Raw genomic sequence first — 13560 nt, 5'->3', positions numbered from 1 at the left:
CCGCGCCCCGCCGCCGTACGGAAGCCTACCCATAATCGGGGAGTAATTTTGCAGCTGTCCGTATTTGATTCTATCTTTGCACCACGTAGATTTCCTGGAATGTGAGCGAGCGGATACTTCCGTAGCCTCACGGGTTGATCGTGGACCTGCCTTTTAGCAGGTGAAGCTCAGACTAACACACTAGAATAATACATCCATGCATCACCACCTGCCGGGGGTAGCAAACATCATTCCCACTTTTGCCGTTTCGGCCAGGATCGCAGAAGACGGCAACGTTTCTGCACCACTAACACCAAGATCAACGTTTGTACCACGAGCGCCATCCTTCACTTATGTGAATCCGGCGCTCCGACCTCACCTCGCGTCGTTACCGTTCGGCGGACAGCTTTAAAATCACCAGCTCGCCCTTCGGGCAACGGAAGCTACCTGTACCCATCAGATACCTTTTCGGCCGGACTTCCGGCCGGTATTCCCCAACTAAATCCGGAACGGGCCATCCGTTCTTTCAAACCAGATTTCGGCATTTTCCACATTTTCACACCACCCGAGCTTGTGTCCTTTCGACACATGGACGCCGAAGGCGTGCTAATAAGTCGCTAATTTCGGCGCTGAGATCACTTGCTACAACTTAACTTCATGAGACTGCCTATCGTTTTTCTGGCCCTCTACCTGCTGGGTAGCCTTACCGGTTGTGTATCCTACGAAGAATTGCGAAACTTTCAGGAGGTACCCGTTACCGCCAACAAGACCGAGCAGATCGACAACAAGGTCGAATTGCAAATTCAACCGAAGGACTTGCTCCGCATCGATGTGGAAAGCGTCAATCCGGAGGCAGCCATGCCGTTCAACCAAACGACCCAAATGGCCAGTGCTTCCCAGGCTAGCTCGCAGAACATCCAGCTATTCCAGGGTTACTTGGTGGATGAAGACGGCTACATCGACCTGCCCCTGTTAGGGCGTATCGAAGCGGCGGGGCAAACGTTGGAGTCGCTGCAATTCCTAATCCGGGGCCGTTTGCGGGAATACCTCCGCGACCCGGTTGTCAACGTGCGGTTCCTTAACTTTAAGGTCACCATTTTGGGGGAAGTATTCGCCCCTGGTGTCATTACGATGCCGAACTCCCGGGTGACGATCCTGGAAGCGCTCGGCATGGCCGGCGACCTGACCGACTACGCCAACCGGGATAATATTCTGGTAGTACGCGAGGAAGCCGGCGTGCGGAGTTATCAAAGAATTAGCCTCCAGGATGACAGCATCTTTAACTCCGAGTACTACTATCTGAAGCAAAACGACGTTATATACGTCGATCCCATCCGGGCCAGAACCGCTACCGTCTCCGATCCGGGCCAGCGGCTCATTAACTACCTCGGGCCGGTGATCTCAATCGCTACTTCCGTGATCCTTACCCTGGTCATTAAGAATTAAGCCGGAGGCGGCAACCTAGTTACAACACTATGAAAAATATTCCAGAGGACTTCGCGCCGCACAATTTTAAGACGGGTGGCCCCCAGGCCAATCCCTTCGCTCCGGCGATCCAGCTGGATTTCGAGGCCCTAATTAACCGGATGCTCCGCAACTGGTACTGGTTCGTCCTGGCGATAGGGATCTGCTTTTTTCTGGCCTGGCTGCACCTGCGCTACACGACGCCCGTATATCAGGCCCAGACCTCCATGCTGATCGAGGAGCAGTCCAGCAGCGGGGGATTGTCAACGGATGTCATCGCCCAGGAACTCGGATTCGAGAATACCTACAAGATTGACAACGAGATCTTCATGCTGCGTTCAAAGTACCTGATGGAACGGGTGGTCAATTTGCTGGGCCTCGACATCAGCTACTTTCACCTGGGTTCGGTGCGTGACGTAGAAATCTACAAACCCGATCAATTCGGCCTGCTACTGGTGGATACCGTTACGACCACCGCAGCCACGGCCAACGAGCCCATCGTATACGGAAGCGTCATGGTCCGCTTCGACAATGCCAACACCTTTTCGCTGATCCGCTCCGAAGGCGATACGGCTTCGGTCTCCTACGACGAGCCCCTTCGGATCGGCAACCGGCGGTTCCTCCTGGCGATCGAGGAGGGGGCTTCCATTATCGGTCAGCCCGACATCTACCAAATAATTGTTCGTAAGCCGTCGGACGTAGCGGGGGGCTACAACCGCAGTCTGTACGTAGCCCAAGTGGAAAGCTCGGGGGTTGTCAGCCTAAGCATTACCGACCCCGTCCCGGAAAAGGCGACTGACATTCTTAATGCCTTGGTCGCGGTGTACGAGCAACAGATTGTGGAGGAGCAAAGGCAGACGGGCGGTCAGACCGTAGCCTTTATCGAAGAACGCCTGGAATACGTTACCGACGAGCTCTACGAAGTGGAAAGCAACGTTGCCAGCTTCAAGCAGAACGCCAACATCAGCGTGGACCTATCTACCCAGGGTTCGAACTACCTCTCCCAGATGAACGAGGCGGATGCGCAACTAGCCGAACTACAGATTCGCCGGGAACTGGTCGAGGAAGTCCGGCGGACCCTCACGGAAGAAAATAGCTACGACCCCCTTCCCCTGGCTTCGGAGGTGATCTCCGGGGTGCTGTCGGACCTGATCGTCCAGTACAACCAACTTATTTACGAGCGGGATCAGAGCCTGGAGTTCGTGACCGAATCCCACCCCACGGTAGCGACCTTTAGCGAGCAGCTGAACAACTTAAAGGAGAGTCTCCTCCGCAGCATCAATTCCATTCTTCGGGAAACCAACGAACGCGCTACCAAGATCGAGGAGCGGATAGCCCCGCTGCAGGCGCAGATGAACCGGCTTCCCGCCAACGAGAAGCGGTTGTTGCAGATCATGCGGCAACAGGAGATCAAGCAGAACCTCTTCATCTTCCTGATGGAAAAGCGGGAGGAAGCGGCCATTACGATCGCCGCGCAGACCCCGAACACCCGCATCATCGACCGCGCCTCCAGCAGCCCGAACCCGGTCAGCCCAAATAAAACGATGATCTACCTGTTCGCCTTCGGCGTGGGGTTGATCGTACCCGGCGGTACGATCTTTCTGCGGGAGGTGCTGGGCACCAAGCTCGGCACCGAGAAGGAAATCATGAAGGTGTTCCCCTACCCGGTGGTCGGCCGGATCACCCAAAGCAAGGATCATGGCTCCATCGTGGTCACCCAGAATAGCCGCAACGGAGTGGCGGAGGCTTTCCGCTTGCTCCGCACCAACCTGGGCTTCATGCTGCCCGCCGATCAGCCGTCGGTGATTATGGTCACCTCCAGCGTGAGCGGCGAAGGAAAGAGCTTCATTGCCTCGAACCTGTCAGCCGCGCTGGCGCTGTCAAAAAAACGGGTAGTGGTCGTGGGTTTGGACATGCGCAAGCCGAAGTTGGCCACGATGGTATCCAAATCGGACGACCCCACCAACCAGGTCGGCCTTTCTAATTACCTGATCGGACAGGCTTCCTACGAAGACGTCATCAAGCCTACCGTGCAGGAGGGACTCCATCTCATAGCGAGCGGCCCCATCCCACCGAACCCGACGGAGCTGCTGATGGACGGCCGGATGGGAAATCTGATCCACCGCTTGCGGCAAGATTTCGACGTGATCATTTTGGACGCTCCGCCGGTCGGCGTCGTCACTGACGGTCTGCTCATGAAAGACTACATCAACGTTACGCTGTTTATGGTCCGCGTCGGTGTCACGCCTAAGAAGAGCGTCAACTACATCACGGAAATCATCGAGACGGGCAAACTGCCCCGCTTGAACATGGTCATCAACGGAATTAACCCGAAAGCTTCTTACGGGTACGGCTACGGCTACTACGAATAGCAACCGCATTGCAACGATTAGATAAGCTGGCGGCAGCGTCGCCGAGGCTGTTCAAGTGGGGAAAACTCCTGGGGGTCACCGGGGGTGCGCAGTTGCTGATCCAGGCTACGGGTTTCATCTGCGGCATCTTCATCATCCGAATACTGTCGTCCGAGCAGTACGCTTACTATACCCTGGCGAATACCATGCTCGGTACGATGACCGTACTCGCCGACGGAGGCATCTCCACCGGCGTGATGTCGCTGGGCGGGAAGAAATGGAAGAGCCGGGAGGAACTCGGTAAGATTTTGGCCACCGGCATGCACATGCGCCGGCAGTTCGCCATCGGCAGCCTGCTGGTATCCCTGCCCATTCTCTTTTTCCTCCTGCAGCAACAAGGCATGATCTGGTGGCACTCCGTGCTGCTGATTCTGTGCCTTACGCCCACTTTCTGGGCGGCCCTTTCCGGCTCTTTGCTACAGGTAGTGCCGAAACTGCACCAAGATGTCAACGATCTGCTCAAGATCAACGTCGGCATCAACATTTCGCGGGTACTGCTCACGATACCCTTCGTGTTCTTCTTTCCCTTCGCCGGAATAGCTATCCTCGCTACGGGAGCCAGCCAGGTGATGGGAAACCTGCAACTACGCAAGTTGTCCCTTAGTAAGGCCGATTGGAAAGCGGACAGCGATCCGGGATATCGGGCCCAGATTATGGGAACCGTCAAACGGATCCTGCCAGGAAGCATCTACTACTGCATAAGCGGGCAGATCACCGTATGGCTCGTTGCCATTTTCGGCAGTACCGAAAGCATCGCCAACCTAGGCGCTATCGGCCGGCTCATGGTCATCCTGACCCTGGTAAAGATGGTCGTGGATACCCTGATTACGCCCCGGTACGCCCGACTTGCTTCTAAAAAGCGGTTAGTGATTAGCCGGTTCTTCCAGATACTGGCCCTCGTCGCGATCTTGTGCTCGGTGATCGTAGGTGGCGTCTACCTCTTCCCGGACGAATTCCTGTGGATATTGGGAGACAAGTACGCCGACCTGGAGTACGAAGTATTCCTGATGACCATCAGCAGTTGCCTGTCTTTGCTCAGCGGCACCGCACACAACCTCTCCACGTCCCGCGGGGTTATCCCCAATCCGTACCTATTTATCGGGACGACGATCGCCAGTCAGGTCATTTTACTCGCCTTTGTAGTGGACTACAGCTCGCTGGCCGGTGTGATCATGTTTTCCATTTACGGTTCGCTGATCAATCTGGCTTACCGCTTTATTGATTTCCTTTACCGGACCCTGGTCAAAATCGAGTGGTCCACCGACGAGCAACCACTACCATAAAGTTTACCACCCCACACTTATGAAGATTCTGACGACGCTTGCGGAGCGTGATTATTTCCTCGGGTTTGCCGCTTTGCTGAACTCCGTTGTTCACTACGGTACGTACGTGGACAAGGTCATCGTAGGTTACCGGGGGGAGCTTCCGGAGTGGCTTCCCCCACTGCGGGTTTCCAACCACGGCCGAGAGTTTACGACCCCCGAGGGGCTCCCGGTAGAACTGGTCGAGCTCAGCGGCAGCAAACACATGGTTCACGAAAAACCAAAGTGGTTCGCCCACGTCAGCGACGTGCTGGCTCCGGATGCTACCGAATATTTTTTCTTCGACTCGGATATCATCATCAATACCCGCATGTCCTTCTTCGGAGAATGGGTAGCGGAGGGAATCGGCATCTGTGGTGATGTAAACTTCCTTTTCGACCCTACCCACCCGATCCGGCTCAAGTGGGCGAAACTCGCCGAAGCCAACGGCCTGACCGTCCGTAACCAGATTCACGGCTTCTACAATAGTGGGTTTTTGGCGTGGACGCAGGAGCAGAAGCCGTTTATAGCGGATTGGAACCGGGCGTTTTCGATCCTGGCGCCAAAGAGCGGAGACATGAAGCAGTTTCGTGTTTTTGATCGCACGGCCATGGTTCAGAGCACCAATCAGGATTCCTTCAACCTGGCCATGATGATCACGGAGGTTCCCCTGTCCGTCATCGGACCGGAGGCAATGAGTTTCATTAACGGGATGCAACTGATGTTCCATCCCATCGGTGCAAAGCCCTGGAAGCGCGATTTTGGAAAGGACTTTCTTCAGGGCCGGGCACCCCGGCAGGCCGACATCCAGTTCTGGCGCCATGTCAACGGCACCGCGCTACAACCCTTGCCCGTTGCCAAGGCAAACCGGACGCTGAAATACAGCCGGGCACTCCGCTGGCTCGGCCGCTTTTACCACCGCCTCTAATTGGCTCACCGAATTTTGCTCCCGGCGGTGACCTATTCGGCACTGCGTCATCAACCCACACCCTATTGAAAGCTACCTCCTCCGTTTTGTTTTTGTGCGGATCGGCCGAACCCGGTCGGGACGGCGTAGGTGATTATGCCCGCAGGCTCGCCGGTAGTCTTCAAAGACGGGGCGTTGTAGTGCACCTGGTAGCCACCCACGACGATGCCGTAACCGAACTCCTCGACGAAGTCCAGTACGACCAGGGATCGGGCGTGCCCACCCTGCGCATTCCGGCCACCGTGGGTGAACCGGCCCGCGCCACCCTGATGCTGGAAAAAATTAAGGAGGCAGGCCCCGAATGGATCAGTCTCCAGTACGTGCCCTATTCTTTCGCAGACAGTGGCATTCCCTGGCGTTTTGCAGCGACCCTCCGCAAGATCGTCGGTTTGGCCAAAGTGGAAATCATGTTTCACGAACTCTGGCTGCGGAACCTGCCGGCGAGGGACGTAAAGGGGCGGCTCACGGGCCTCCTCCAGCAGTGGGTCACCTTGCGGATATGCCGCACCCTGCATCCCGGGGTGATCCACGCCCACATACCCTTTAACCAGGAAGAACTTGCCAGCCACGGACTCGACGTACGGCCGCTGCCCCTTTTCGCCAATATCGGCCGAATGGACGGTGTGATCGGGGAAATCACCCAAAGGTCGTCGAATGCCTACCGGATAGCGTTCTTCAGCCGCATGGAAACCCCGCCCCCCGTGCTGCGGGTAGTACGGGATGCCGCGGCCTGGTGTACGGAAAACGGCCGGACGCTGGAGGTTGCGCTGCTCGGTGGAGGCAAGGCCAAGGTGAGCGCCGCTGCGGACTCGATTGAATCGGCGGTACCCGCGGCTACCGTTTTGCCGGTAGGGTACCTCAGTCCGGAGGGGGTATCCGCCTGGCTGGCCACCTGCGACCTGGCCATTTCCCCCATCCCCCGGCACAGCCTCGGCAAGAGTGGAACGGTTGCCGCCTTTTTGGAGCATGGCTTACCGGTTATTTCGCCCATTGTCAAACTGGACCGCGCCCCCTTTTTCCAGGCCGCGCTGAACGAGCTGGTCATGGAGCACTTCGACGCGGTAGCGGTGGGGCGGGCGAAAGCCGCCCTCAACGAAGGCGCGCCCATCTTTGAAAACCTGCAAAAGATAACCGATCGCTTTATGGATGACCTCAAGCTCGAAGTACCCCGGGTCAGCCGGGTGGCGGAGCGATCTACAAAGTCGGAATAAGTATGGTAACCGTCTCCCACCCCACCGGTAACGCCAACCTCCGCGCCGCACTCGACGGCTTAGAAGCCGCCGGTTTGCTGGAGTGTTTCTACACCGCCATCGCCACCTTTCCGGGGAACACCTTCGACAAGCTAGGCCAAATCGGCCCCTTCAACGACTTTAACCGGCGCGCTTACTCCCCGGCCCTGGAAATCCACACCCACCTTTTTCCGTGGCTCGAATTGGGTCGGCTGCTGGCTACCCGCCTGGGCCTGAAGCGCCTGACCCGCCACGAAACCGGCCCGCTGAGCGTCGATGCGATCTACCGCAGCCTGGATAAGCGCGTGGCCAACCGCCTCCGCCGTAAACGGACGCAGGCCATTTACGCCTACGAAGACGGTGCGGCCTATTCCTTCGAGGTGGCTAAGCAACTCGGCCTGTCCACCCTCTACGATTTGCCGATCGGATACTGGCGAGCATCGAGAAAGCTACTCGGGCAGGTAGCTACCGATCATCCGGACTGGGCCATGACCATCAAGGGGATGCAGGATTCGGAAGAAAAGCTGGCCCGCAAAGACCGCGAAATCGCGCTGGCCGATCATATCTACGTGGCGAGTAGCTTTACCGCCAAGACCCTGGAAGACTATCCCGAACAGCTTCCTCCGGTGTCGGTCATCCCCTACGGCTTCCCCACGCCGGTAACCAACCGTAAATACGAGAATGCTCAGGGCAGACCCCTGCGATTGTTGTTCGTGGGGGGGCTATCCCAGCGGAAAGGTTTACTGGAAATGTTTCAGGCCATCGCTCCCTTCGGTAAGCGGATCGAACTGACCGTCATCGGGAGGCTCCCGGAAGAAGCCTGCCCACCGTTGAACGAATACCTGGCGAAACATCGGTACATTGAGAGTCTTCCACACCGGGAAATTCTCCGGACGATGCAACAACACGACGTGCTGCTCTTTCCTTCTCACTTCGAGGGGTTCGGGCTGGTCATTACCGAGGCTATGTCGCAGGGCACCCCGGTAATCACCACCGAGCGCACCGCCGGCCCCGACCTGATCACCCAGGGGCAGGATGGCTACGTCGTTCCGGCGGGCTCCGCGGAAGCCATCTCGGAACTACTGGAAGAATTACTGGTGCGGCCACAGACGGTAGCCGAGCTCGGCCGGGCAGCCGTGCGGACAGCCGCCGGGCGCCCCTGGTCTAAATATGGCTACGAGCTGGCCACCTCCGTCGCACAACAGGTAACCAGGTATGCCTGAGGTAGACCACATCACCGAATACAGGCAGGGAGCCGACCGGCTTACCCGCAGGCTGATCTATTTATACATTTTTCTGCTCTTCTTCGAGGGAGCTCTCCGTAAGTGGTTCCTACCCTTTTTATCCAACCCGCTTACGATCGTTCGGGATCCCCTGGTCGTGCTGATCATCCTCACCTACCTGTCGGCGGGTTATCGACTGCTCAACTTCTATACCCTCTCCTTACTGAGCCTGGGCATTGCCTCCTTCCTGCTCACCCTGGGGTTAGGCCACCAAAACTTGTTGGTGGCCATCTTTGGTTTGCGCACCCTCCTGCTGCATTTCTTCCTGATTTTTATCATGGGGAACGTGCTGGCCCGCAGTCACGTGGAAAAAATCGGCCGGTATACTGTCTATTTACTCCCCCTGATGGCGTTGATCATCGGCCTGCAGTTTTTCAGCCCCCAATCGGCGTGGATCAACCGCGGGGTCGGGGGCGATATGGAGGGAGCCGGCTTTCCCGGCGCGTTGGGATACATGCGCCCGTCCGGTACCTTTTCATTCACCAACGGCAACGTAACCTACTTTTCCCTGGCCGTAGCTTATCTGTTCTACTTTCTGGCGCGGACGGACCGCATCGGCCGGCTACCCTTAATCGCCGGCACGGCCGGCGCGGTGGCGGCCATCCCCCTTTCCATCAGCCGGACGTACCTCGTGCAGGTCGCGATATGTTTGCTCTTCTTCGTTATCGTGAGTCTGCGGAGCGCAAGGGGAATTCGCAACCTCGGGTTAGCGGTATTCATAGCTCCGGTGGTGTTCATGCTCCTGGCTACCCTCGAGTTTTTTCAAACCGCGCTCCTGGTCCTAACTACCCGCTTCGAAGCCGCCAGCCGGGTCGAGGGGGGGATAGACAGTAGCATTTCCGACCGTTTCCTCGGCGGGTTACTCCGTGCGTTCACCGACAACGATCACCTACCCTGGTACGGAGCGGGGCTGGGCATGGGAACCAACGTGGGCGCTACCCTACTGACGGGAGGGAAAGCATTCTTGCTCGGTGAGGGAGAATGGACGCGGATGGTGGGCGAAATGGGCCCTATCCTGGGTATCATGGCGGTACTGCTTCGCGCCGTACTGGCCATCCACCTGCTGATCGCCAGCGTGGTGGCCGTCATGCGCAGTAACCCGCTGCCCTTTATGTTACTGAGCTTCGGCTTCCTGAAGATCGTTCTCGGTGGCTGGAGCCAGCCTACTTCCCACGGTTTTTCCATCCTGGCCGGTGGATTGATCATTGCCAGCCTCAACGACGATAGCCCGGATGCAGCTTAATCTTTTCTACCGCAAGCGCTACCCTACCGCGTTTAGCATCGAGCGCCTCTTCGACCGCCTCGCGCTGGCTTTCGAATCGCGCGGCCTGGAGGTAAACCGCCTGGAGCTTCCCCAGTACAACAACCGGCTGGGCGCGGTGCGACAGAACAGGGATTGGGCGCGGGCGCAGGTGCAGGGCTTATCCCAATCCGTTCCGGCCATTAATCACGTCACCGGCGACGTCACCTCCATCATTCTCGGAATGCCGGGCCCCCGGGTGATCACCTTTCACGATTGCAATCCCCTGCTGCGGTACCCGAAGTGGCACCCCCGCTACTGGTTTTACCGCTGGGTGATCTTCGAATGGCCCGCCCGGAAGGCCGAAGCCGTCACCGTGATCTCGGAAAAGACCCGCCGGGAATTACTGGAGCTGACCAATTGTTCGTCGGACAACATCCACGTCATTCCCAATTTCGTGGACCCGATGTTCGAGCACCGCCCGAAAGCCTTCCACCGAGCCTACCCTACCCTGCTGCAGGTTGGCGTTAAGGAAAACAAGAACATAGGTCGATTGGCGGCCGCGTTACACGGCATACCCTGCCGACTGGACATTATCGGCCAGCCCGGCGCGGAAGACATTCGCCAGCTGGAAGATCAAGGAATCGACTACCACTTTGCCGCCGGCCTGACCGACGAGGAAGTCCGACAACGTTACGTGGATTGCGACCTCCTTGTTTTCGCCTCGACTTACGAAGGATTCGGAATACCCATACTGGAAGCACAAATGACCGGGCGCGCAGTCGTTACCAGCAACCTTTCCCCCCACCGGGAGGTAGCCGGCGCCGGCGGTGCCGAACTGGTGGACCCGGAAGACGTTTCCTCCATTCGGGCCGGTATCCTGCGCGTCCTAAACGACGATGCGTACCGGAATACACTCATCAACCGCGGTCTGCAGAACGCGCAAACGTACCACATCGATGCCATTGCCGCGCAGTACATCGATCTATACGAAACCATACTTTGAAGAAACTTACGATCCTTTTCCCCACGGGTAGCTTTTACCCGGCCCAAACCGGCGGACCCGACAATACGGTCTACTGGATCACCAAGGCCCTTACGCGCCGGGGGCACCAGCCGATCATAGCGTCCACCGACCGGGGGCAAGCGCTGCCCATGCCGCGTGGCCAGTGGCTGGATACGGACTACGGCCGGGTAATCTACACCCGCAATCCCATCCACTACCTTCCCCTCGGCGTAATTCGCCGAGCGATGAAGCGGATTCGGGAGGCCGACGTGCTACACCTGTCGATGATCACCTATCCCGCCTCCTTTTTGATGGCGGTGATCAACAGCAAGTTTTACCGAAAACCGATGTTGTGGTCCTCGCGCGGTGATTTGGATCCACCCATGCTCCTGCGCTCGCCGCAAAAGAAAAAAGCGGTTATCTCCCTGATCAACAAGTTCGTTGACAAAGACTTGCTGTGGTTTCATTCCACCTGCGATGCGGAGACGGAATACATCCGAAATAATTTCGGTGCCGATTCCAAGGTGATTCAAATCCCGAATTACATGGAGCTGCCGAAGCGGATTGAAACCAGCAAGGAAAAGTATTTCATGTTCATCGGCCGCATCGACCCGAAGAAGGCGATTGAAAACCTGATCGAGGCCCTGGGCCGGTCCAAGCCGTTCCTGGCCAGCGAGTTTACGCTGAAGATCGTGGGGGATTACTACAACGACTACGGCCGCATGCTGGTCGACAAGGTAGAATCCATGGGGCTAAGCCAGAAAATCCGGTTCCTCGGGCACCGTGACGGCCGGGAAAAAGAAGAGTTACTGGCCGCCGCTTGGTTTACCTTCATGCCTTCCCACACGGAGAATTTCGGGATCGTGGTGATGGAGGGGTTGGCACAGGGTACGCCGGCGGTAGCGTCGACCGGAACGCCCTGGAAGATCCTGGAGGAGCATCACGCCGGTTATTGGATCCCGAACGACCCCGAAAGCCTGGAAACCGTCATCGACCGCATCCTCGCCCTGCCCGCCGAGGAGCTCAGCCAGATGAATGAGAACGCTTACCGTCTTGCGCGGGAGGAATTTAGTATTCACGCCAACGTTTCGGAATGGGAGGAAGCGTACCAAAAGATCCTAGCATGGAACCCGCACTAACCGTCGTTATTCTAACCTTTAACGAGGAGGCCAACATCGCCAACTGCTTGGACTCCCTCCAGGGGGTGAAGGCTCCGATTTTCGTGGTCGATTCGTATTCCACGGACCGCACCCTGAGCATCTTGGAAGAACGGGGGATACGGTACGTCCAGCATCCGTTCAAAAATTACGCGGCCCAGCGAAACTGGGCCCAGCAGAACACCCCGTTCGGCGGGGAGTGGGTGCTGCACCTGGACGCCGGGGAAACCCTCACTCCGGGAATGGTCGCCTGGATAAACGAGTCTTTCGATCCCAATCGCCCGGGCGTGGACGGATACATGTTCGCCCGCCGGGCGGTATTCCTGGGCCGGTGGATCAAGTACGGTGGCTACCACCCGATCTATCACCTCCGCCTTTACCGGAAACACCTTGGCCACTGCGAGAACAAAGTATACGACCAGCATTTCGTGGTCGACGGCACGACGGAGCTCGCGGCCAAGGGAGCCGATCTGGAGGACGGGGTAATGAGTAGCCTGCGGGACTTTACGGTATCCCACGCCCGGTGGGCCGTTTTCGAGGCCGTGGAGTCCATTCTGTCGGAAAAAGAGACGGGGGAAGTGAATGCCCGGTTGCTGGGTAACCCCATCGAAAGGAAACGCTGGTTAAAGAGCCGGGTGTTCCAACGCTCGCCGCTGTTTCTACGCAGCTTCCTCTACCTGTTCCACCGCTACATCATCAAGCTGGGCTTTCTGGACGGAAAAGAGGGGCTGATCTTCCATTTTTTACAGGGATTCTGGTTCCGATTTCTCGTGGATTCCACGATCTTTGAAATCAAACGGGAGATGGAATCTCGCCCGCTGGAGGTAGTGGTGAAGGAAAAATACAACCTCGACGTCAGCGTATTCCTCAACCGGGAAACTACCACGGTTTGATGCAGTCCCAATACCAAAACCTGGAGATCTTTCGCCTCCCGGATGACTTCCGGGGCCGGCCGGGCTGGTACGTGCAGCTTTGGTGGATCGTAGAGGCCTTGCTCTTTCGCCCCTCTCCTCAGTTTTTGTACGGATGGCGTCGGTGGCTGCTCCGGCAATTCGGAGCCAGCGTGGGGCGGGGCGCCATCATCCGTCCTACGGTGCGCACCCAGTTTCCGTGGAAGGTGTCCATCGGCGACCACGCCTGGATCGGTGACGACGTGGTGCTGTACAGCCTGGGCCCCATTGAGATTGGAAACGACGTGGTAGTCTCCCAAAAGACTTATCTTTGCACCGGTAGCCACGACCCGAAGGCGATCGACTTTACCATTTTCAGCAAGCCTATTATTATAGAGCCGGAGTGTTGGATCGCCACGGACGTTTACGTTGCTCCGGGAGTACGGATCGGTCGGGGAACACTAGTTGGTGCCAGATCGTCCGTTTTTAAAGATTTGCCGGCCGGAAAAATTTGCATGGGTTCTCCGGCTAGAGTGATCAAAGACAGAAAGGCCGGTGCTTCCCCGGTAGCGTATTGAAACCATAACCCCAACCGAGCCCGTTTGGCTGGCTTACAAAAAACGATCCGGTATA

At 57.4% G+C, this 13560-nt stretch carries 11 protein-coding genes; all 11 read left to right on the top strand.

Annotation, left to right across the window (positions count from 1 at the left end):
* Positions 1-636: 636 nt before the first annotated feature.
* The 11 genes from CLV84_RS02365 (at position 637) to CLV84_RS02315 (ending at position 13505) form a co-directional block, all read left to right on the top strand.
* Complete coding sequence (locus CLV84_RS02365) at positions 637-1425, top strand: polysaccharide biosynthesis/export family protein (protein WP_104418131.1); 789 nt, start codon at positions 637-639, stop codon at positions 1423-1425.
* A gap of 29 nt (positions 1426-1454) precedes the next feature.
* Positions 1455-3815 (top strand): GumC family protein, encoded by a 2361-nt coding sequence (locus CLV84_RS02360; protein ID WP_104418130.1) that lies wholly within the window; start codon positions 1455-1457, stop codon positions 3813-3815.
* Positions 3816-3823: 8 nt separating this feature from the next.
* Positions 3824-5137: a lipopolysaccharide biosynthesis protein gene (locus CLV84_RS02355; RefSeq protein WP_146088677.1), complete on the top strand. Its 1314-nt coding sequence runs from the start codon at positions 3824-3826 to the stop codon at positions 5135-5137.
* 19 nt (positions 5138-5156) lie between these two features.
* Positions 5157-6083, top strand: coding sequence for a hypothetical protein (locus tag CLV84_RS02350; RefSeq protein ID WP_104418128.1), 927 nt, complete (start codon positions 5157-5159; stop codon positions 6081-6083).
* Positions 6084-6148: 65 nt separating this feature from the next.
* Entirely contained in the window at positions 6149-7333 is a 1185-nt protein-coding gene (locus CLV84_RS02345; protein ID WP_146088676.1) for a glycosyltransferase family protein, read from the top strand.
* A gap of 2 nt (positions 7334-7335) precedes the next feature.
* The gene (locus CLV84_RS02340; protein ID WP_104418126.1) at positions 7336-8574 is read left to right on the top strand and encodes a glycosyltransferase family 4 protein; all 1239 of its coding nucleotides are present in this window, start codon (positions 7336-7338) and stop codon (positions 8572-8574) included.
* Positions 8567-9877, top strand: coding sequence for a hypothetical protein (locus CLV84_RS02335; RefSeq protein WP_104418125.1), 1311 nt, complete (start codon positions 8567-8569; stop codon positions 9875-9877). The genes CLV84_RS02340 and CLV84_RS02335 overlap by 8 nt, the downstream gene beginning before the upstream one ends.
* Positions 9867-10880, top strand: coding sequence for a glycosyltransferase family 4 protein (locus CLV84_RS02330; protein WP_104418124.1), 1014 nt, complete (start codon positions 9867-9869; stop codon positions 10878-10880). Before CLV84_RS02335 ends, CLV84_RS02330 begins: the two co-directional genes overlap by 11 nt.
* Positions 10877-12019 (top strand): glycosyltransferase family 4 protein, encoded by a 1143-nt coding sequence (locus tag CLV84_RS02325; protein WP_104418123.1) that lies wholly within the window; start codon positions 10877-10879, stop codon positions 12017-12019. Before CLV84_RS02330 ends, CLV84_RS02325 begins: the two co-directional genes overlap by 4 nt.
* Positions 12004-12930, top strand: coding sequence for a glycosyltransferase family 2 protein (locus tag CLV84_RS02320; protein WP_170067535.1), 927 nt, complete (start codon positions 12004-12006; stop codon positions 12928-12930). The genes CLV84_RS02325 and CLV84_RS02320 overlap by 16 nt, the downstream gene beginning before the upstream one ends.
* Positions 12930-13505 (top strand): putative colanic acid biosynthesis acetyltransferase, encoded by a 576-nt coding sequence (locus tag CLV84_RS02315; RefSeq protein ID WP_104418121.1) that lies wholly within the window; start codon positions 12930-12932, stop codon positions 13503-13505. The genes CLV84_RS02320 and CLV84_RS02315 overlap by 1 nt, the downstream gene beginning before the upstream one ends.
* The last annotated feature ends 55 nt before the right edge of the window (positions 13506-13560 follow it).

Origin of the sequence: Neolewinella xylanilytica, assembly GCF_002934605.1 — a bacterium.
Classification (GTDB): Bacteria; Bacteroidota; Bacteroidia; order Chitinophagales; family Saprospiraceae; genus Neolewinella; species Neolewinella xylanilytica.
Note: the sequence above shows the minus strand (reverse complement) of the source record. Positions and strands in the feature narration are given on the sequence as shown.